This window comes from Kluyvera sp. (genome assembly GCF_965301105.1).
Genome location: NZ_CBDKZX010000015.1, coordinates 12523 through 32757, shown reverse-complemented (window position 1 = coordinate 32757; position 20235 = coordinate 12523). Strand labels below are relative to the sequence as shown.

The 20235-nt window shown below is 54.0% G+C and carries 17 protein-coding genes; 12 read left to right on the top strand and 5 right to left on the bottom strand.

What is annotated here, in order from left to right:
• Window positions 1–204 precede the first annotated feature (204 nt).
• Window positions 205–1821: an alpha-glucoside-specific PTS transporter subunit IIBC gene (locus ACW14G_RS08455; protein WP_163447654.1), complete on the top strand. Its 1617-nt coding sequence runs from the start codon at window positions 205–207 to the stop codon at window positions 1819–1821.
• The gene (locus ACW14G_RS08450) at window positions 1818–3140 is read left to right on the top strand and encodes a 6-phospho-alpha-glucosidase (protein WP_223803624.1); all 1323 of its coding nucleotides are present in this window, start codon (window positions 1818–1820) and stop codon (window positions 3138–3140) included. The genes ACW14G_RS08455 and ACW14G_RS08450 overlap by 4 nt, the downstream gene beginning before the upstream one ends.
• Here the strand turns inward: ACW14G_RS08450 and ACW14G_RS08445 are convergent.
• Window positions 3137–4030, bottom strand: coding sequence for a helix-turn-helix transcriptional regulator (locus ACW14G_RS08445; protein ID WP_249022545.1), 894 nt, complete (start codon window positions 4028–4030; stop codon window positions 3137–3139). The genes ACW14G_RS08450 and ACW14G_RS08445 overlap by 4 nt on opposite strands.
• Before the next feature lie 172 nt (window positions 4031–4202).
• Here ACW14G_RS08445 and ACW14G_RS08440 point away from each other — a divergent pair, with 172 nt between their 5' ends.
• From ACW14G_RS08440 to ACW14G_RS08400, 9 genes are all read left to right on the top strand, one after another.
• Window positions 4203–5918 carry a solute:sodium symporter family transporter gene (locus ACW14G_RS08440; protein ID WP_223803626.1) on the top strand — a complete coding sequence of 572 codons (1716 nt, stop codon included), beginning with the start codon at window positions 4203–4205 and terminating at the stop codon, window positions 5916–5918.
• Window positions 5915–7408: a sulfatase-like hydrolase/transferase gene (locus ACW14G_RS08435; RefSeq protein ID WP_249022546.1), complete on the top strand. Its 1494-nt coding sequence runs from the start codon at window positions 5915–5917 to the stop codon at window positions 7406–7408. Before ACW14G_RS08440 ends, ACW14G_RS08435 begins: the two co-directional genes overlap by 4 nt.
• 102 nt (window positions 7409–7510) lie before the next feature.
• Window positions 7511–7858 carry a YidH family protein gene (locus ACW14G_RS08430; RefSeq protein WP_065357362.1) on the top strand — a complete coding sequence of 116 codons (348 nt, stop codon included), beginning with the start codon at window positions 7511–7513 and terminating at the stop codon, window positions 7856–7858.
• Window positions 7848–8210 (top strand): DUF202 domain-containing protein, encoded by a 363-nt coding sequence (locus tag ACW14G_RS08425; protein WP_065357363.1) that lies wholly within the window; start codon window positions 7848–7850, stop codon window positions 8208–8210. The genes ACW14G_RS08430 and ACW14G_RS08425 overlap by 11 nt, the downstream gene beginning before the upstream one ends.
• Complete coding sequence (locus ACW14G_RS08420; protein ID WP_419058313.1) at window positions 8207–9328, top strand: anaerobic sulfatase maturase; 1122 nt, start codon at window positions 8207–8209, stop codon at window positions 9326–9328. The genes ACW14G_RS08425 and ACW14G_RS08420 overlap by 4 nt, the downstream gene beginning before the upstream one ends.
• Window positions 9329–9436: 108 nt before the next feature.
• Window positions 9437–10249 (top strand): helix-turn-helix domain-containing protein, encoded by an 813-nt coding sequence (locus ACW14G_RS08415; RefSeq protein WP_249022548.1) that lies wholly within the window; start codon window positions 9437–9439, stop codon window positions 10247–10249.
• 245 nt (window positions 10250–10494) lie between these two features.
• Complete coding sequence (locus ACW14G_RS08410) at window positions 10495–10809, top strand: PTS sugar transporter subunit IIB (RefSeq protein WP_163447674.1); 315 nt, start codon at window positions 10495–10497, stop codon at window positions 10807–10809.
• Between the two features lie 11 nt (window positions 10810–10820).
• Window positions 10821–12209, top strand: a complete 1389-nt coding sequence (locus ACW14G_RS08405) for a glycoside hydrolase family 1 protein (protein ID WP_223803630.1) — start codon at window positions 10821–10823, stop codon at window positions 12207–12209.
• A 1-nt stretch (window position 12210) separates the two neighbouring features.
• Complete coding sequence (locus ACW14G_RS08400; protein ID WP_065357367.1) at window positions 12211–13536, top strand: PTS sugar transporter subunit IIC; 1326 nt, start codon at window positions 12211–12213, stop codon at window positions 13534–13536.
• A gap of 45 nt (window positions 13537–13581) precedes the next feature.
• On the opposite strand, the gene ACW14G_RS08395 is transcribed toward ACW14G_RS08400, so the two are convergent.
• The 4 genes from ACW14G_RS08395 to dsdX all read right to left on the bottom strand — a co-directional run bounded on the left by ACW14G_RS08395 (window position 13582) and on the right by dsdX (window position 19027).
• The gene (locus tag ACW14G_RS08395) at window positions 13582–14877 is read right to left on the bottom strand and encodes a BNR repeat-containing protein (RefSeq protein ID WP_249022549.1); all 1296 of its coding nucleotides are present in this window, start codon (window positions 14875–14877) and stop codon (window positions 13582–13584) included.
• Complete coding sequence (locus ACW14G_RS08390; protein WP_249022550.1) at window positions 14877–16148, bottom strand: MFS transporter; 1272 nt, start codon at window positions 16146–16148, stop codon at window positions 14877–14879. Before ACW14G_RS08390 ends, ACW14G_RS08395 begins: the two co-directional genes overlap by 1 nt.
• A gap of 201 nt (window positions 16149–16349) precedes the next feature.
• Window positions 16350–17672, bottom strand: coding sequence for a D-serine ammonia-lyase (dsdA, locus tag ACW14G_RS08385; protein WP_249022551.1), 1323 nt, complete (start codon window positions 17670–17672; stop codon window positions 16350–16352).
• Between the two features lie 17 nt (window positions 17673–17689).
• Window positions 17690–19027, bottom strand: a complete 1338-nt coding sequence (gene dsdX, locus ACW14G_RS08380) for a D-serine transporter DsdX (protein ID WP_249022552.1) — start codon at window positions 19025–19027, stop codon at window positions 17690–17692.
• A gap of 230 nt (window positions 19028–19257) precedes the next feature.
• Here dsdX and dsdC point away from each other — a divergent pair, with 230 nt between their 5' ends.
• Window positions 19258–20229 (top strand): DNA-binding transcriptional regulator DsdC, encoded by a 972-nt coding sequence (gene dsdC, locus ACW14G_RS08375; RefSeq protein ID WP_419058324.1) that lies wholly within the window; start codon window positions 19258–19260, stop codon window positions 20227–20229.
• Window positions 20230–20235 lie beyond the last annotated feature (6 nt).

Genomic DNA, 20235 nt, shown 5'->3' with positions numbered 1-20235 from the left:
TAAAAATCAAAAATAGTGCGACTGAAGATGTCTATTAATTATCAAAAAAGTAGACAACATTGCTCCAATTAAAACCATGAAAGCGATCACGAATCACAACCCGGCTGAATGTTGTCCGCAGGGCGAATTCTTATTCTCGTAGCAGGCCGAAGATGAACATAACAAGGCCACTTACCCTACGAGTTGTTAAATGAGGATTGCTCAATGCTCAGTCAAATACAACGCTTTGGCGGCGCCATGTTTACCCCGGTATTGCTGTTTCCTTTTGCCGGGATTGTGGTGGGTATCGCCATCATGTTACGCAACCCGATGTTTGTCGGTGAAGCGCTTACTGCTCCTGATAATTTATTTGCTCAAATTGTTCATATTATTGAAGAAGGCGGCTGGACGGTCTTTCGTAATATGCCCCTGATTTTTGCCGTCGGCCTGCCCATTGGCCTGGCAAAACAAGCGCAAGGTCGAGCTTGCCTGGCGGTGCTGGTGAGTTTTCTGACGTGGAACTACTTTATTAACGCCATGGGAATGACCTGGGGCCACTTCTTCGGCGTCGATTTCTCCCTTGATCCGACAGCGGGCAGCGGCCTGACCATGATTGCCGGCATCAAAACGCTCGATACCAGCATTATCGGTGCGATCGTGATTTCCGGTATCGTCACCGCGCTCCATAACCGCTATTTCGACAAACCTCTCCCGGTGTTTCTCGGCATCTTCCAGGGCTCGTCATTTGTGGTGATCGTCGCTTTCCTGGTGATGATTCCCTGCGCCTGGCTGACGTTGCTCGGCTGGCCAAAAGTTCAGATGGGGATTGAGTCGCTACAAGCCTTCTTGCGTAGCGCGGGCGCGCTGGGCGTTTGGGTGTACACCTTCCTTGAACGCATTCTTATCCCAACCGGGCTTCATCACTTTGTCTATGGGCCATTTATTTTTGGGCCCGCCGTTGTTGAAGGCGGTATCCAGGTCTACTGGGCGGAGCATCTGCAGGCCTTCAGCCAAAGCACTGAACCGCTGAAAGCGCTGTTCCCTGAAGGTGGATTCGCGCTGCACGGTAACTCCAAAGTGTTTGGTTCCGTGGGGATTGCGCTGGCCATGTACTTCACAACCGCGCCTGAAAACCGGATGAAAGTGGCGGGTCTGCTGATCCCGGCAACGCTGACGGCGGTACTGGTGGGCATCACTGAACCGCTGGAATTTACGTTCCTGTTTATCTCTCCTTTGCTGTTTGCCATTCACGCCGTTCTGGCCGCGACGATGGCGACGGTGATGTACATGTGCGGCGTGGTGGGGAATATGGGCGGCGGTCTGCTGGACCAATTCCTGCCGCAGAACTGGATCCCGATGTTCCATAACCATGCCTCGATGATGTTTATCCAGATAGGCATTGGGCTCTGCTTCACTGCGCTCTACTTCCTGGTCTTCCGGACGCTCATCCTGCGTTTCAACCTCAAAACACCGGGCCGCGAAGACAGCGAAATTAAGCTCTACAGCAAAGCCGACTATCAGGCCGCACGCGGTAAAACCAGCGCCGCCTCTGACGTTAAGTTGGGCCAGGCCGCCGGTTTCCTGCAGGCACTGGGCGGCGCAGCCAATATCGAAAGCATCAACAACTGTGCAACCCGACTGCGTATTGGGCTGAAGGACATGGCGAAAACGCAAACGGATGACGTCTTTAAAGCGCTGGGGGCACACGGTGTTGTGCGTCACGGCAACGCGATTCAGGTCATTGTTGGCCTGCACGTTCCCCAGGTGCGCGATCAGCTTGAAATGTTAATGAAAGCATCTTCTCCGACCGAACAATCCACTCTGACAGAGGCAGTATCATGAAAAAATTCTCAGTTGTTATCGCAGGCGGCGGCAGCACATTTACACCCGGTATCGTCCTGATGTTGCTGGCGAATCAGGATCGTTTTCCACTCCGCTCAGTGAAGTTTTATGACAATGACGGCGCTCGCCAGGAAGTGATCGCTGAGGCGTGCAAAATTGTTCTCAAGGAACAGGCGCCGGATATCGAATTCAGCTACACCACAGACCCGGAAACGGCTTTTACCGATGTCGATTTTGTAATGGCGCATATCCGCGTGGGTAAATACCCAATGCGTGAAAAAGACGAAAAAATTCCGCTGCGCCACGGCGTGCTGGGCCAGGAAACCTGCGGTCCGGGCGGGATTGCCTACGGCATGCGCTCTATCGGCGGCGTGCTGGAGCTGGTGGATTATATGGAAAAATACTCGCCGAACGCCTGGATGCTGAACTACTCCAACCCGGCGGCGATTGTGGCGGAAGCGACGAACCGTCTGCGCCCGAACGCTAAAATCCTCAATATCTGCGATATGCCTATCGGTATTGAAGGACGAATGGCACAGATTGTCGGCCTTCAGGATCGTAAACAGATGCGCGTTCGCTACTATGGTCTGAATCACTTTGGCTGGTGGACATCGATTGAGGATTTAGAAGGCAATGATTTGATGCCTAAATTACGCGAACATGTCGCTAAATACGGCTATGTTCCACCATCAAACGATCCACATACCGAAGCCAGCTGGAACGATACCTTTGCGAAGGCAAAAGATGTACAGGCGCTGGATCCGGACACCATGCCGAACACCTACCTGAAATACTATCTGTTCCCGGACTATGTGGTTGCGCACTCCAACCCGGAACGTACCCGCGCGAATGAAGTGATGGATCACCGCGAGAAAAACGTGTTCAGCGCCTGCCGGGCGATTATCGACGCCGGCAACGCCTCCGCGGGCGATTTAGAGATTGACGAACATGCTTCTTACATCGTTGATCTGGCCACGGCCATCGCCTTCAACACCCAGGAGCGGATGCTGCTGATTGTCCCTAACAACGGTGCGATTCATAACTTTGACGCCGATGCGATGGTGGAAATCCCCTGTCTGGTGGGCCACAACGGTCCGGAGCCCCTGACGGTGGGCGATATTCCGCACTTCCAGAAAGGGATGATGAGCCAGCAGGTGATGGTGGAAAAACTGGTGGTGGATGCCTGGGAGCAGCGCTCATACCAGAAGTTGTGGCAGGCGATAACGCTGTCGAAAACCGTGCCGAGCGCCTCGGTGGCGAAGGCAATTCTGGATGATTTAATTGAGGCCAACAAAGACTATTGGCCAGAGTTGCGCTAATCAGGCGAGCCCGCAGTTTTTGGCTGCGGGCTGTCGATTTTCCGTATCGTCGAAGGCGCGTAACCAAACTTATGCTTAAACGCCTTGCTAAAATGAAATGAGTCAAAAAAGTTCAGCATTCCCGCGACCTTACCCACCGTATTCCCTTCTTGCTTAAGCAGTGACAGCGCCAGTTCAAGCTGCGCATCCAGATAATATTCCTTCGGCGTTTTGCCTGTATAGCGCACAAACAGACGGCGTAGCCAGGGTTCACTGCACTGCATCACGTTAGCCATATCGGCGACGCTCCAGCGCTTCTGTGGATTAGCATGCAGCAGGGCGATCAGCTTTTCCAGCTTGAGAAGTTGGCGGTCTTTCTTGCCATTTTCGGCAATAAGGCAAATCCATTGATAAATAATTTTGGTGAGGTAGGCGACGGCCAGATTGTTTTTTAATGGATCGGGGCTGGTAATCAAAGTGGCAACTTCATTCATTTCTTTATTATAAACATCGCCGTTATAAATTATTCCTGGTTGTAATATTGGAATGGGCATCAGAGTGGTAGGAATAAATTCCATCCAGTATTGTTCCCAGATAAGTCCGACGCAATGATAGGATTTTATCTCAATAGGTTTCAGAAAAATAATACAGTTTCCATTTAAAGTAATTTCTGTATCGTTTCTCAGATAAATCTTACCGCAGCCCTGTAAGGTATAGATAGCAACCCAGGAGTTGGCAATCAGCGGTTTTTTCTTATCCCGTGGCCAGCTCACACGGTAGCTTTCATCAGCCAACGTATGCCATAGCGAGAGCAGGGAAATTCCGCTTGAGATCACATTTTCATCCAGAACTAACGGAATATTATACGTAGTTTCGTTTTTTACATGCGAATTAAGTATTTTTCCATTCATTTTATTTTCTCTTCGGCGAATGATGCTCTCAACCTGAAATGCTAAATCTAGCAAAATTTTTATTGCTCAGGGATACATTGCTTTGTGTTTTATGATTTTCATCGCCTTAACCCGAAAACGCGCTATTCCTCTGACCTTGTTAGCGCCGGGATATAATCAAAAGGGCTGCAAGATGAATACGATACAAATAGTGAGTTTTATTGGATTTACCCTGCTGGTGGCGGTAATTACCTGGTGGAAAGTCCACAAAGTTGATACGGGATCGCAGCAGGGGTATTTTCTGGCTGGGCGCTCGCTTAAAGCGCCGGTTATCGCTGCATCGCTGATGCTGACTAACCTCTCCACCGAGCAGCTGGTTGGCCTGACCGGCCAGGCCTACAAGAGTGGAATGTCGGTAATGGGCTGGGAAGTGACCTCCGCCGTCACACTGATTTTTCTGGCGCTGATTTTCCTGCCGCGCTATTTACAGCGCGGCATTGCGACGATCCCCGATTTCCTGGAAGAACGCTACGACAAGACGACCCGTATCATCATCGATTTCTGTTTCCTGATTGCCACCGGAATCTGCTTTTTGCCGATCATCCTTTACTCCGGCGCACTGGCATTTGAAAGAATGTTCCACGTGACTGAAACATTTGGGATTTCAGAGGGTATGGCCATTTGGGCAATGGTGATTGTGCTGGGGATTTGCGGCATTCTGTACGCGGTGGTTGGCGGGATGCGCGCTATCGCGGTGGCCGATGTGATTAACGGTATTGGCCTGGTGATTGGCGGTCTGATGGTGCCTTATTTTGGCCTGCTTGCCATGGGGCACGGGAGCTTTGCGCAGGGCATTGCGCGACTCACCAGCGACCATAGTCATATGCTTAACTCAGTGGGCACCAACGCCGACCCGCTCCCCATCGGTGCTGCCTTCACCGGGCTAATCCTGGTAAATACCTTCTACTGGTGTACTAACCAGGGCATCGTTCAGCGGACGCTGGCCTCAAAAAGCCTCGCGGAAGGGCAAAAAGGCGCGCTGTTGACGGCGGTATTAAAAATGCTCGATCCGTTGATTCTGGTGCTGCCCGGCGTTATCGCTTTCCATCTTTTTCAGGATTTACCAAAGGCTGACATGGCCTACCCCGCGCTGGTTAATAAGGTGATGCCGCTACCGCTGATCGGCTTCTTTAGCGCGGTGCTATTCGGCGCGATTATCAGCGCATTTTGCGGCTTCCTTAACAGCGCCTCGACGCTCTTCAGCATGGGCATCTATCGTCGGGTCATCAACGAACAGGCTTCCCCCGAAAGTCTGGTGAAGGTTGGCCGCCGTTTTGGCCTTATTGTGGCGGTGATCTCAATGCTGGTCGCGCCGTGGATAGCCAACGCGCCGCAGGGGCTGTACAGCTGGATGAAGCAGCTGAACGGCATTTACAACGTGCCGCTGGTGACCATCATCATCATGGGCTTTTTCTTCCCGCGCATTCCGGCGATTGCCGCCAAAGTGGCAATGGGCCTGGGCATCGTCAGCTACATCACCATTAACTATCTGGTGCACTTCAATTTTCATTTCCTCTACGTGCTTGCATGCACCTTCTGCATCAACGTAGTGGTGATGCTGATTATCGGCGCCATCTGGCCGCGGGCAACACCGTTTAAGTTCCAGGACGCGTTCGCCGTCGACATGACGCCCTATAAACACGTGAAGATTGCCTCCATTGGTATTCTTTTCGCGATGATCGGTGTCTACGCCGGGCTGGCGACGTTTGGCGGCTATAGCTCTCGTTGGCTGGCGATCATCAGCTATGGGATCGCCGCCGCTGTTGTGCTGTACCTGATTTATTGCCACCGACGGGAGCGTCTTTCCCTCCCGGTGTTTTGTTCTGCCGACGTTAAGGAAAAACCATGAGCCGTCCCAATTTCCTGTTCATTATGACCGATACACAGGCCACCAATATGGTGGGCTGCTATAGCGGCAAGCCATTGAATACCAATAATATTGATGCGCTGGCTGCGGAAGGTATTCGCTTTAATTCCGCATATACCTGTAGCCCTGTGTGCACACCCGCCCGAGCAGGGCTGTTTACTGGCATTTACGCCAATCAGTCCGGGCCGTGGACTAATAACGTCGCGCCAGGAAAAAATATCTCCACCATGGGCCGCTATTTTAAGGACGCAGGCTACCGCACCTGCTATATCGGCAAATGGCATCTGGATGGTCATGACTATTTTGGCACAGGTGAATGTCCACCGGAGTGGGATGCGGACTACTGGTACGACGGCGCGAATTACCTTAGCGAGCTTAGCAAAGAACAGATTGGCCTGTGGCGTAATGGCTTGAATAGCGTGGAGGACTTACAGCAGCACGGTATTGATGAAACCTTCACCTGGGCGCATCGTATCAGCGAGCGCGCGGTGGATTATCTTGCGAAAGCCCCGCAATGTGATGAACCGTTTCTGATGGTCATCTCGTACGATGAGCCGCATCACCCGTTTACCTGCCCGGTAGAGTACCTGCAAAAGTATCAGGATTTTTACTACGATCTGGGTGACAAAGCGCAAGATAATTTAGCGGACAAGCCGCAGCACCACCGCCTGTGGGCGGAGGCCATGCCGTCACCGGTTGGGCAAGATGGCCTCTACCATCATCCGATGTATTTCGCCTGCAACGACTTTGTTGACGATCAGATTGGTCGGGTAATCAATGCGCTGACGCCCGAGCAGCGGGACAACACTTGGGTTATCTACACCTCCGATCATGGCGAGATGATGGGCGCACATAGGCTGATCAGCAAAGGCGCTGCGATGTACGACGACATTACGCGAATTCCACTGATTATGCGTTCGCCTCACGGAGAGCGTGCGCAGGTGGATGCACCGGTTAGCCACATTGACCTACTACCGACGATGATGGCGCTGGCGGGTATTGAAAAACCGGAGATCTTGCCCGGCGATAATGTGCTGGATGCCGTACTCGATCGCGGGGTGATGGTTGAATTTAACCGCTATGAGATTGAGCATGACAGCTTTGGCGGCTTCATCCCGGTGCGCTGTTGGGTAACGGACCACTACAAGCTAGTGCTCAACTTGTTTACCAGCGACGAGCTCTACGACCGGCACACTGATCCGCATGAGATGCATAACCTGATTAATGACCCGCAGCATGCGCAGGTACGCGATGTTTTGCACGATGCCCTGCTGGACTATATGGATAAAATTCGCGATCCGTTCCGAACCTACCAGTGGAGCCTGCGACCCTGGCGAGCGAATGCGCAGCCGCGGTGGATGGGCGCGTTTCGTCCGCGCCCGAAAGATGGTTATTCGCCGGTGGTACGCGATTACGATACCGGCTTGCCAACACAGGGAGTGAAGGTGGAGGAGAAAACGCAGAAATTTTGATTATGGCTGTATTATCAGCATATTGATGACAAACTCAGCGGCATAGTAGCACCAATTGCGTTAAGGTTATGCCGCTGACTATTGCGATCACAAGGAACCGTCATGAAAATTTCCCGCCTCGGAGAAGCGCCCGACTACCGCTTCTCGCTGGCTAACGAACGCACCTTTCTCGCCTGGATCCGCACCTCGCTGGGTTTTCTCGCCGCGGGCGTCGGGCTTGACCAGTTGGCGCCAGACTTCGCCACACCCGCCATTCGTGAGGCGCTGGCCCTGATGCTGTGCCTGTTTGCCGGCGGCCTGGCTATCTATGGTTATTTACGCTGGCTGCGCAATGAAAAGGCGATGCGCCTGAAGGAAGATTTGCCCTATACCCGCAGTTTGCTGGTGATCAGCATGATGCTGGTCTTTGTGGCGGCGGTCGTCATGCTGCTGGTGTTGTATGCCGGATAGCCGTAAAGCCCGTCGTCAGGCGGATCCGGGGCTACAGCCCGAACGCACCTCGCTGGCCTGGTTTCGCACGCTGTTGGGCTATGGCGCGCTGATGGCGCTGGCCCTGAAGCACAACTGGCATCAGGCCGGTATGCTGTTCTGGATTTCAATCGTCGTGCTGGCGATCGTCGCGCTTATCCTCTGGCAGTACACCCGTAACCGCAACATCATGGATGTCACACAGAACGATTTTGCGCAGCCGCGGGTGGTGCGTGACAAATTTTTGATCTCCCTCGCGGTGTTATCACTCGCAATATTGTTTGCTGTTACTCATATTCGCCAACTTATTATTTTTATCAGGGATTTTACATGACAGGATGTCAGGTAATGGCCAAACCGGCCAGCTCTCGCTGTAACCTCAACTGCCGCTACTGCTTCTACATTGAAAAACCGCAACAACCGATGATGGATGACGCCACGCTGGAGCGTTTTATCAGCCAGCACATCGCGGCGCAGCCGGGGCCGGAGGTGATCTTTGCCTGGCAGGGCGGGGAGCCCACGCTGTGCGGGCTGGCATTTTTCCAGCGCGCGCTGGCGCTGCAAAAGCAATATGCCAACGGTAAGCAGATCCACAATGCGTTCCAGACCAACGGCCTGCTGCTCAACGATGCATGGTGTCGTTTTTTTAGTGAAAACGGTTGGCTGGTTGGGATTTCGCTGGACGGTCCCGCCGATCTCCACGACGCCTTCCGCGTCAACCGCAGCGGTAAGCCCTCCCATCACAAAGTGGTGAAAGCCATTGATATGCTGGTGCAATATCGCGTTGAGTTTAACCTGTTGGTGGTAGTTAACAGCCTCAATAGCCAGCAACCACAGCGCCTGTACCGCTATCTGCGCGAGCTCGGCACGCCGTTCGTACAATTTATTCCGCTGGTGGAGTGCGATGAGTCCGGCAAACTCACTGCGGAATCGGTTACCGCGGAGGCATGGGGCGTCTTTCTGACCGGTGTATTCGATCTCTGGGTAAGTGAAGATATTGGTCGAGTGTATATCCAGTTGTTTGATTCGACGCTCGGCGTGTGGAGCGGTTATCCATCGCAAATGTGCGCGTTCAGCGAAACCTGCGGCCACGCTTTTGCGCTGGAGGCTAACGGCGATCTCTACCAGTGCGATCACTACGTTTCCCCCGAATACCTTCTGGGCAATATTCACCAGCAGACGCTACAAACTCTGAACGCCAGGCCGGAAGTAGACGACTTTGGTCAGCAAAAGCAGCGTGGATTAACGGCGTCGTGCCGCCAGTGTTCAGTGCTGCGTTTTTGCCAGGGCGACTGCCCCAAACATCGTATATCTGACGGCAAAAGCGCGCTTTGCGCGGGCTATCGTCATTTCTTCACCCATAGCGCGCCGCATATGAAGGCCATGCGCGACTTGCTTAAACAGCGCCGCTCGCCGATGGAATTAATGTTGATGTTAAATCAGAGCCGATAAGCTTTCTCTGTTTGCCAACTGCCGTTGCCGGGTGGCAAACAGGTCAAGGTACCTTTCGGTCATTCTGGTATCACTATCACTCTGAGTGAAAACCCGCCAGGAGTGTCTATGACGCTTGTGCTACCCCGTGATACCCACTTTCGCCATCCGCAGGAGAGCGTGGTCTTTCATTTCTGGCATCCGGAGAAAAGCATCAGCCACGAGCATAGCCATGAATACTGCGAACTGTTTCTGGTGGGGAGCGGTAGCGGAATTCACGTCATCAATGAAAAACCCTACCTCCTGAGCAGCGGCACGCTGTGTTACCTGAATCGTCAGGACTATCACCTGTTCGAAGAGATGAAGGATTTGCAGCAGGTCAACCTGCTTTATCTGGGGCGCGACAGCTTCAACTTTATCAAGCATATCGATTATCTGTTGCCGCAGGAGGGGGAAAGCAACGTCTGGCAACTGGACATCGGCATTATGCAGCGCGTATTTGACCGTCTGGCCAGCCATAAGGCAGAGGAATTTAGCGACCCAATACTGGCTGAAAGCCACAAGGAGATGATTTTTCTCGAAGTGCTGCACACGCTAAACCTCTGGCGCTACAAAACGCAGGAGTTTCATTCCAGCGCAGACCGCATCAGCCAGGTGTTGATTCACCTGAACGGTCAATGGCAGCAACCGCTCGATCTGGACGCGTTGTGCCAGACGTTCAGTCTCTCCAGGCGCACCTTACAGCGCGGTTTTAGCGACTACACCGGTGTTTCACCACAGCAGTATCTCGCCCGCCTGCGGCTGCTGCAATCACGCTATCAGCTGCGTTTTACCAGTGACTCGGTGAACGAGATTGCCGTACGTTGTGGATTTGGCGACGTGAGCTACTTTTCTCGTGCCTTTCGTCGTCAGTTTGGTGTTTCGCCGAATCAATGCCGCTAGCTGACCAGAGTGGGAGGTAACGCATAAAAACGAATAAAAATAACACTGCAGAAAATAAAAGTAACATTCCTATCTTGCTGTTTATGAGCAGTAAATTATCTTTTCTAGCATTTCAAACAACAAAAGTACCAGCGATATAAATCGGTTTTGTGCCTGCCTTCACTTGCCGCCTCCTGGCCGACTACGCAGAATATATTTAGCCGCATTTTTGCGGAAAACCACGCATATAACGCCAGGGGAAAATGATGAAAAAGATCTTTTTATGCTGCGCTGCGGGCATGTCGACCAGTATGTTAGTAGAAAGAATGAAACAATCTGCCGCCAGTCGCGATATTGATGTGGACATTACCGCCGTCCCGGTTTCTGAATTCGATCAAATTATCGAGGATGCCGACGTTATTTTGTTAGGCCCGCAGGTGAAATTCCAGCTTCAGCGTTTATCTGCCGTCGCTGAGCCGCAAGGGGTACCGGTGGCTGCCATTGATATGATGCAATATGGCTCGATGCAGGGCGATAAAGTTCTGGATCATGCGCTGTCTTTATTAGCCAAAGCACAATAAGGACCGCGACTATGGAATATCGTTTTCCTGATAATTTCTGGTGGGGGACGGCGACCAGCGCGACCCAGTCTGAAGGCCGTATTTCCGGCGACGGCAAAGGCGATAATATCTGGGATTATGCTTCGCACCACTTTAACGAGCGTTTTTTTCAGGGCGTCACGACGGATGATACCTCGACGTTTTATCAGCATTATCGGGAAGACATTCAACGTGCCAAAGACATTGGCCTGAACTCATTTCGCACCTCTATTTCCTGGTCACGTCTGATTCCCGATGGCGACGGCGAGGTGAATCAGCAGGCGGTCGCGTTTTATAACGCGGTGATTGATGAATTACACGCGCAAGGCATTGAGCCTTTTATTAATCTCTATCACTTCGATATGCCAATGGCGCTGCAGGAAAAGGGCGGTTTTGAAAATCGTGAAGTAATTGATGCCTTTGCCCGTTATGCGCGTATTTGCTATCAACTCTTCGGCGATCGCGTGCGTTATTGGTTTACCTTCAATGAACCGTTAATTCCGGCGGAAGCCGGGTATTTACACCCTCGCCATTATCCTTATGTCACGGATTTCCGCCGCGCGGCCCAGGTGCTGCACCACATTGTACTGGCGCACTGCAAAGCGGTGGCGGCGTGGCGCGAGCTGGGCCTGGCCGGGCAGATTGGCATTATTATGGACGTTATCCCGGTCTACCCGCGCAGCGACTCACCGGAAGATTTGCAGGCCGCGGCGATGGCCGACCTCTTTTATACCCGCAGCATCAACGAGCCTGTTTTACTGGGGCGCTATCCGGAAGAGCTGGTGGCTATTTTGCGCGAACATGACCAACTGCCGGAATATTTAGCGGAAGATTGCGCATTGATTGCCAACACGCGTATCGATCTGCTGGGCATCAATTACTACCGTCCCCGCCGTGTAAAAGCACGTGAAACGCCACTGGCAGAAACACACGGTTTTGTTCCGGAACGTTTCTTCGAAGAATACATTATGCCGGGACGCAGGATGAATACCTCGCGCGGTATTGAGATTTACCCTGCGGCACTTTATGACATCGCCATGGTGGTGAAAGAACGCTATGGCAATTTACCGTGGTTCGTCTCTGAAAATGGCATTGGTATTCAGGACGAAGAGCAATTTATGGTGAACGGGCAGGTACAGGACGATTACCGAATTGCATTCCTGAAAGAACATCTGGGATATCTCCATCAGGCGATGGCCGACGGCAGCAACTGCCTGGGTTACCACATGTGGACGTTTATTGACTGCTGGTCGTGGCAAAACGCCTATAAAAATCGCTATGGATTCTACCGTCTTGATTTAGCGACCCAGCAGCGGTCGCTCAAAAAATCCGGGCAGTGGTTCGCCACGGTGATTGCCAATAACGGTTTCCAGGAGGAATAACATGTCTTTCTTTGAACGGCTGGCTGAAAAAATGTTGCCGGTAGCCAATGCGATTGGCAACCAGCGCCACATGCAGGCGATTCGAAACGGCTTAATCTCTATTTTACCGCTGACGATTGTCGGGTCATTTTTCGTTATTCTGCTTAATATTCCGATTAAAGGATACATGGATTTTATTGCGCCATGGCGCGATATTCTTGACGTTCCCTTCCGCTTTACCGTCGGCCTGATGTCGCTGTACGCCGCGTTTACCATCGGTTCGTTTTTGGGGAAAAGCTATAAACTCAACGACGTGACCAGCGGACTGTTGGCGATGCTCGCTACGCTGCTGATGATTGTGCCGGTGAATATTAAAGAGGGCGTCACCGTAGCCGGTGAGGCGATATCCGGGCGCTATATTCCCGTGGCCTCGCTGAGCTCGCAGGGGCTATTTGGGGCGATCATTTCCTCACTGATTGCTATTGAAATCTATCGCTTTATTAAAGTCCGTAATATTGAAATTAAGATGCCGGCAGGCGTGCCGCCGGTGGTGGCCAGCTCCTTCTCGGCGCTGTTTCCGACGCTGGCGGTGGTGCTGATTTTCTGGGTACCGCGACACTTCCTGAATATCGATATTAACGCCATCATCAGCTACATCATCATGCCGCTGAAGGGCTTTATGACCGGTACTAACCTGTTTGGCGGTATTGTCACACAGTTCTTTATCGACCTGTTCTGGGTGTTTGGTATTCACGGCCATGCGGTGATGGGGCCGCTGATTCGCCCACTGTGGGACCAGGCGATCGTGCAGAATATGGAGCTGTTCCAGGCTGGGACCAGCGCGTACGACCTGCCGAATATCTTCACCGAGCAGTTCTTCCAGTGGTATGCGCAGATGGGCGGTACCGGCTCCACGCTGGCGCTGGTGGTATTGTTTATTCGCTCGAAAGTTATCTATCTGAAATCACTGGGCAAACTGTCATTCATTCCCGGCCTGTTCAACATTAATGAGCCGATGATTTTCGGCGCGCCGATCGTCATGAACCCGATTCTGGCTGTGCCGTTTATTCTGGCGCCGATGGTCAACACGGTGGTGGTATATCTCTTCACCATCAGCGGACTGATCCCTCGCATGATGGTCAAGCCGCCGTTTACCATTCCGGCCCCGCTGGGGGCGCTGATCACCACCAACTGGAACCTGATTGCCTGCGGGTTGGTGTTTATCTGTTTCTTTATTTCGCTGGCGATCTACTACCCGTTCTTCAAGGTGTATGAGAAGAAAATGCTGGAAACGCAGCAGGCTCAGCAGGAAGAAGAAGAGAAGGCGAAGCAGCTGGCGAACGCCTGATGCGAAAGAATACGCGCCAGCCACTGTCCCGGCTGGCACGCTTTTTTAGAGCTGCACTTCTATCACTTCTAATTGCGTGGATCCGGTTTTCGCCTCGTGCGGCACGTCGCGGAAAATAGGCAGTGCTTCCCAGCGCAACCAATAGCGGTTTTGTGGGCTGTAATCGCTGTTCTGCGCGGCCACCAGTTGCACTTCCGCCTGTGGCGCAACGTTCTGCCGGGGTTGCCATTGTTCGGCTGGTAGCGGCGGTGTGAGCGGGCGAGTGGCCACAACGGTAAGCGTCCGGTCATCAATAATCCACACGCCGTTTCCGGCCCACGTCGAGGTCCATTCCACTTCTATCTTCCCGTCGCCAATCGCCCGCGGCGCGCTGAGCGTGACATCTGGCGGGATAGATCCGCCGCCGTTGAAGTCCCAGCGAAAATCCCACTGGCTGACCTGCGCTTTTTGCCAATTGCCTTTGCCATCCGGGCGCGCCAGATAGGCCTGTGATAGCCCCCGATCATCATAACGATGGTAAATCAGCACCGGGCGGGCGTCGTTATCGAAACCCACCTCCTGCACCATGTTGATTAACCCGCCGCCGATCCCGGCGTCGTCGACAATTTCACCCTGGTGGCGGGCAATCGGTAGCGTGAGCGGCGTACCGTCTGATTTCTCCCAGCGTTGCAGGTCACGGCTGCGCACGTAGGAGAGATTATTGTTGGTTTCGCAGTGCGGCGTTTCGCGCCACATCCACACCATATGCCAGTAGCCGTCCGGCCCCAGCAGCGGCTGGCGGGCGTAGCCGTTGCGCGCCCCTTCACCGTTCAGCAGCGGCGTTTCTAACAGGCGTGACCACTGCTGGCGTTCGGTGTCAAAAATGTTGTACAGATCGTCGCCGTTGCCGCTACAGCCATCGCGGTAGCGGAACAGCAACCGCCCCTGCACGTCCTTAAAGAACACCGGGTAGGTGGCGCGCGCTTCCCGTTCGCCGGTCATCGCCGGAACGCACTCCAGCGTAGTGACATCCAGCGGCTGGCGGCTGCGGAAATAAATTAACGGATCGACATGCATATTGCCGGAAAGATGCAGGTATCCGGCGCTATCGACGGCCATCGTCAGGTAATTGTGGGAGTCGAAATCCGTTATATGGGCGTAACGTTCGCGCTCAGGCAACCAGAAACCTTGCGGCTGAAATGTCTGCCACGAGCCATCGGGCAGACGACGCTGGCCGACGGTGATGCGGTGAGCCGCGTCATACCAGGCGGCGAACTGGTGGTTTTCGTGGTTTATCAGGCAATAGAGTACGGTGAAATCTGCGCAGGCGTCTGCCACAGGCGCAACAACGATATCAGTCATCAGACAGTCTCCGGACGAGCAATAAAGGTTTTTTTACGACGTAAGAAAAAGGCGGCCAGCACCAGTGCGCCAATCGGATGCAGTGTCGCACCGGCGTAAATCGGCATCGAGTAGCCAAAGTGGTCGATGATGGAACCGACAAAGCCATTAAAGATAATCGAGGTGACGCCGCCCAGCGCGCTCATCACGCCGATGGCGGTGGCAATAGCTACGCGCGGGGCCAGACCACCCATCATAATGGTTGCCATGCTGAGCCAGGCGGTACACATAAAATTAATCACCGTCATGATGGCGACAGCGGCCCAGGCATTGCTGATGGACGGCAGCAGGAACACCAGCGGCGCGAGGCAGGTTACCGACCAGATGATGGTTAAACGGGCGCGAGTGGCGTCCATACCGCGTGCGACGAGACGGTCTGAAGCCCAGCATACCGCCAGTACACCGAACACGGCAACCAGCGGCGGCAGCCACATCAGCTTGCCTACTTCCGCCAGCGTCAGGCCGATTTTCTCCTGCATAAAGCCCACCTGCCAGTACTGGTAGAAGAACCAGAACGGGTCGGTTAGCAGGCGCGCGATCAGCAGCGCCCAGATAGGCTTTGAGGTGAGCACCATTTTGTAGCGCTCAACCAGCGGTACGCCAGCAGCTGTATCCTGCACCACATCTTCCGCCGCTGGCGGCGTTTTGCGGCTGGAGATAAACCACAGAATGCCCACCACCACGCCGGCCATTGCCGGAATAAAAAACGCCCAACGCCAGCCGGTGGACAGCGTCACCCATGCCACGAACGGCGGGGCGATGATCAACCCCAGCGACTGAATGATATTGGTTAACTGGAAGGCAAACGCCCGCTGCTCGGCGCGAAACCAGGTGAAAACCGCCAGCGTCAGCGCGGGCACAATCCCGGATTCCGCCAGCCCCAGTAAAACGCGGCCTGTAATGAGACCGATCATCGAGTGGGAAAGGCCGGTAATCAGCGTGGCGAGCGACATCAATACCATCAGCGCGCACAGCACGTAACGGCTGCCGAAGCGGTCGACGATGCCGCCGACGAAGAAATACATGAAGGTGTAGGGGATCATAAAGGCGCTGATCAGCACCGAATAATCGCTGTTATCCAGCCCCAGTTCCTGCATCAGCGTGGTTTTGAGGATGGAAACAATTTGCCGATCGAGCGAAAAGAAAAACAGCACGCAGCCGAGAAGCAAAAGCAGCACCCAGATGAGCAGGGTGAAGCCGCCCCGGCCAACAGATTTACCAGCCTGTTGCATTGTGTTCTCCGGTTTATCGTAGAGGTACGAGGTAGACCGGAGTATATCGACGCCGTTTTAATGCCGGGGGAAGCAGGAGAATGGAGTGTGACGCGCGGCAATACGCTTTGACCTGCGATGCCACAATGGCGGGATAAGTGGCACAATTGTGATAAAGCAGCATCGCGCAATAACGGCGATGCTGCTTGAGATGAGCGCGGCTTAGCGCCCTTTCGCCAGGTACTGCGCCATTTCGGCTTCCGGCACCATGCCGCCGCCGGTCGCCCACACCAGATGAGTGGCGTTATTGAGCTGCTCTGCGCTGAAGCTGTGCATCTGCTGGTAATCGGTGGAGGCGCAAACGTGCTGCGGACCGGCCATCCCCGCCAGCGCCGACGGCTCAAGACGAATCCCTTCTTCCTGCGCCAGCCAGCCCAGCATGTCGTACATCGTCTGATCGTCCAGGGTGTACAGACCGTCGAGCAGACGTTCCATCGCCCGGCCAACAAAGCCGGACGCGCGGCCCACCGCCAGCCCATCCGCCGCCGTCAGGTTGTCGATGCCGATGTCCTGCACGGAAATGGTATCGTGCAGCCCGGTATAAATCCCCAGCAGCATGCAGGGGGAATGGGTTGGCTCGGCGAAGAAGCAGTGCACGTTATCGCCAAATGCCAGCTTCAGGCCAAACGCCACGCCGCCGGGACCACCGCCGACGCCGCACGGCAGGTACACAAACAGTGGATGATTTGCATCCACCACGCGGCCCTGCTGGGCAAACTGCGCTTTCAGACGCTGACCAGCCACTGCGTAACCTAAAAACAGCGTGCGGGAATTTTCATCATCGATAAAGAAACAGTTCGGATCGGATTCTGCCGCCTTACGACCCTGTTCAACCGCCACGCCATAATCTTCTTCATACTCCACGACCGTCACGCCGTGACTGCGCAGTTTGGCTTTTTTCCACGCGCGCGCGTCGGCAGACATATGCACCGTCACCTTAAAGCCGATTCGGGCGCTCATAATGCCAATCGACATCCCGAGGTTGCCGGTAGAGCCTACCGCGATACTGTACTGGCTGAAAAACTGTTTAAATTCAGGTGCAAGCAGAATGCTGTAATCGTCCTGTGTGGTCAGCAGACCGGCTTCCAGCGCCAGTTTTTCCGCGTGGGTCAGCACTTCATAAATGCCGCCACGCGCTTTAATTGATCCGGAAATCGGCAGATGGCAGTCCTTCTTCAGCAGGATTTCTCCGCGGATAGGCTGCCCGTACTCTTTTTCCAGGCGTTTTTGCATCGCCGGGATTGCGGCCAGCTCGGACTCGATAATGCCGCCGGTGGCTGCGGTTTCCGGGAATGCCTGCGCCAGATACGGCGCGAAGCGCGTCAGACGAGCATGGGCATCCTGAACATCGTGCTCGGTCAGGCCAACGTACGGTAAACCTTCCGCAAGAGAGGTGGTGCCAGGGTTAAACCAGGTCGTCTCCTTGAGAGCGACCAGGTCTTCCACTAAAGGATACTGGGCGATAAGTGTTTGAATGTTTTCCATAGTCAGTCTCTTTTGCGCTAGATAATAAAGGAAAGCAGGAATGTGCAAACCAGTGCAATCACGGACGCGATAAATGTCGCGGTCGTATAGTATTTGAACGTCTCATTCAGGGTGGCGCCGCAGTACTGCTTCACCAGCCAGAAGAGGGAATCGGTGACGATCGTGCAGCCAATAGCGCCGGAACCGATGGCAATGGCAATGATCTCCGGGCTAACGTTGGGGTAGAGCGGCAGCATTGGTGCCACGATTGCCGTCGCGCCCATCATCGCCACCGTGGCGGAGCCCACCGCGGCATGCAGGATTAACGCCACCAGCCAGGCCAGCAGAATTGGGTGCATATGCATGTTTGAGAGGAGCAACGCGAGGGTATCCGCCAGCCCGCTGCTCTTGAGGATAGCGTTGAATGCGCCGCCTGCGCCGATAATCAGCAGAATGTTGGCAATCGAACCAAACCCGTTTTCAGTGTGGGTCAGCAGCGCGCCCATGCCGATGTGCTGACGCAGGCCGAGAATGTAATAGGCCACGAAGACGGCAATAAACATCGCGGTGATCGGGTTACCAATAAACTCCAGTAGTGTATAGACCGTGCTGCCTTTCGCCATGTTCAGCTCCGCGACGGTTTTCACCAGCATCAGGCCAATCGGCAGCAGAATGGTAAACAGCGTGGCGCTTAGCGACGGCAGCGTACTTTCATCGCGCACTTTCAGGTCGGAAAACTCAGCCGGTACCGGCTTAAACGGCAGACGGTTGCCGAGAAATTTCAGGTACAGCGGCCCGCCGATCAGTGAGGCCATCAATCCTACCAGTAAACCGTAGACAATCACGGTGCCAATATCGGCCCCCAACTTGTTGGCCACGAACAGCGCTGCCGGATGCGGCGGCACCACGCAGTGCACCGCCATCAGCGCCGTACACAGCGGAATCGCCAGCTTCAGCAGTGAGGTATTGGTCTTTTTGGCAATTGAAAAAGCCAGTGGAATCAATAGCACCACGCCCACTTCCACAAACAGCGTGATCCCGCAAATCAGCCCGACCAGTACCATAATGACGTCGGCGGAAAGCCAGCGACAGCGCTGTAGCGTCAGGCCGATGCGTTCGGCCGCGCCGGACACTTCCATCATTTTGCCCAGAATGGTCCCAAGGCCGATAACCGCGGCGAGGAAGCCCAGCGTACCGCCGATGCCACTCTCAATGGCATTGACCATATCCAGCGGCCCCATACCCATCATCGTACCCACGAAGAAGCTGGCTAACAGCAGCGCCAGAAACGGGTGGAATTTAAACTTCACGATGGTCAAAACGATTAACACGATGCTTATCAGCAGCGTGCTCACAACCCAGATTTGAGAGTGCATAACTCACCTTGCCCTGTGATTAACCTGGGGTTATTGGACAAAAATAAGGCAGGGTCTGACAAACGATATAAATTCCCACTCACATGAGCCAGATTGAATCAAATGAGTGATTTATGTCTAATTACTCTGCATTTATGCGACATGATTCACTCTGCGTCACCTATATGCTGATTTTTAGCGCTGGTTTTTTTACACTCTGGCGAAGAGAAATCAGGATGAAAGAGGTGATTATGGATCCCCAGTGCGAGGTCAGAAACCGGCTGCTCAACGGCTGGCAGCTGTCGAAGCTGTATACCTTTGAAGTGGCGGCCCGACATCAGTCATTTGCGCTGGCGGCGGACGAGCTGTCATTAAGCCCCAGCGCCGTCAGCCATCGGATTAATCAGCTGGAAGAGGAGTTAGGCATTCAGCTGTTTGTCCGCTCGCACCGCAAAGTGGAACTCACCCACGAAGGCAAACGCGTGTTCTGGGCGCTGAAATCGTCGCTGGACACGCTCAACCAGGAAATTCTTGATATCAAGAATCAGGAACTGTCGGGGACACTCACCGTCTACTCGCGGCCCTCTATCGCCCAGTGCTGGCTGGTTCCGGCGCTCGGTGATTTTACCCGCCGCTACCCGTCCATTTCACTGACCATCCTGACCGGGAACGACAACGTCAACCTGCAGCGTGCCGGGGTCGATCTGGCGCTCTATTTTGATGATGCGCCGTCCGCGCAGCTCACGCACCATTTTCTGATGGATGAAGAGATTTTGCCGGTATGCAGCCCGGACTACGCCCGTCGCTATGACCTGATGGGATCACTGCTGAACTTGCCGCACTGTACGTTGCTGCACGACAGGCAGGCATGGAGTAACGATTCGGGAACGGATGAATGGCACAGCTGGGCGCAGCATTATGCGGCAAATTTGCCGACATCGTCGGGTATTGGTTTCGATCGTTCTGATTTAGCGGTGATTGCGGCGATGAACCATATCGGCGTGGCGATGGGGAGAAAGAGGCTGGTGCAAAAACGTCTCGACAGCGGAGAGTTGGTCGCGCCTTTTGGCGATATGGCGCTGAAATGCCATCAGCATTACTACATCACCACGCTGCCCGGCAGGCAGTGGCCGAAAATCGAGGCGTTTATTGGTTGGCTTCAGGAGCAGGTTAACCAGGCGGCAAACATAAAAAAGGGCACAGACGGTCCCCTCTCCCCATAGGGGAGA

Excerpts from the sequence above, each read along its gene's own strand:
- dsdA (WP_249022551.1), bottom strand. The coding sequence starts at position 17,672 with ATGGAAAACATTCAAACACTTATCGCCCAGTATCCTTTAGTGGAAGAC.
- ACW14G_RS08430 (WP_065357362.1), top strand. The coding sequence starts at position 7,511 with ATGAAAATTTCCCGCCTCGGAGAAGCGCCCGACTACCGCTTCTCGCTG.
- dsdX (WP_249022552.1), bottom strand. The coding sequence starts at position 19,027 with ATGCACTCTCAAATCTGGGTTGTGAGCACGCTGCTGATAAGCATCGTG.
- ACW14G_RS08440 (WP_223803626.1), top strand. The coding sequence starts at position 4,203 with ATGAATACGATACAAATAGTGAGTTTTATTGGATTTACCCTGCTGGTG.
- ACW14G_RS08425 (WP_065357363.1), top strand. The coding sequence starts at position 7,848 with ATGCCGGATAGCCGTAAAGCCCGTCGTCAGGCGGATCCGGGGCTACAG.
- ACW14G_RS08390 (WP_249022550.1), bottom strand. The coding sequence starts at position 16,148 with ATGCAACAGGCTGGTAAATCTGTTGGCCGGGGCGGCTTCACCCTGCTC.
- dsdC (WP_419058324.1), top strand. The coding sequence starts at position 19,258 with ATGGATCCCCAGTGCGAGGTCAGAAACCGGCTGCTCAACGGCTGGCAG.
- ACW14G_RS08420 (WP_419058313.1), top strand. The coding sequence starts at position 8,207 with ATGACAGGATGTCAGGTAATGGCCAAACCGGCCAGCTCTCGCTGTAAC.
- ACW14G_RS08405 (WP_223803630.1), top strand. The coding sequence starts at position 10,821 with ATGGAATATCGTTTTCCTGATAATTTCTGGTGGGGGACGGCGACCAGC.
- ACW14G_RS08415 (WP_249022548.1), top strand. The coding sequence starts at position 9,437 with ATGACGCTTGTGCTACCCCGTGATACCCACTTTCGCCATCCGCAGGAG.
- ACW14G_RS08450 (WP_223803624.1), top strand. The coding sequence starts at position 1,818 with ATGAAAAAATTCTCAGTTGTTATCGCAGGCGGCGGCAGCACATTTACA.
- ACW14G_RS08435 (WP_249022546.1), top strand. The coding sequence starts at position 5,915 with ATGAGCCGTCCCAATTTCCTGTTCATTATGACCGATACACAGGCCACC.
- ACW14G_RS08410 (WP_163447674.1), top strand. The coding sequence starts at position 10,495 with ATGAAAAAGATCTTTTTATGCTGCGCTGCGGGCATGTCGACCAGTATG.
- ACW14G_RS08400 (WP_065357367.1), top strand. The coding sequence starts at position 12,211 with ATGTCTTTCTTTGAACGGCTGGCTGAAAAAATGTTGCCGGTAGCCAAT.
- ACW14G_RS08445 (WP_249022545.1), bottom strand. The coding sequence starts at position 4,030 with ATGAATGGAAAAATACTTAATTCGCATGTAAAAAACGAAACTACGTAT.
- ACW14G_RS08455 (WP_163447654.1), top strand. The coding sequence starts at position 205 with ATGCTCAGTCAAATACAACGCTTTGGCGGCGCCATGTTTACCCCGGTA.
- ACW14G_RS08395 (WP_249022549.1), bottom strand. The coding sequence starts at position 14,877 with ATGACTGATATCGTTGTTGCGCCTGTGGCAGACGCCTGCGCAGATTTC.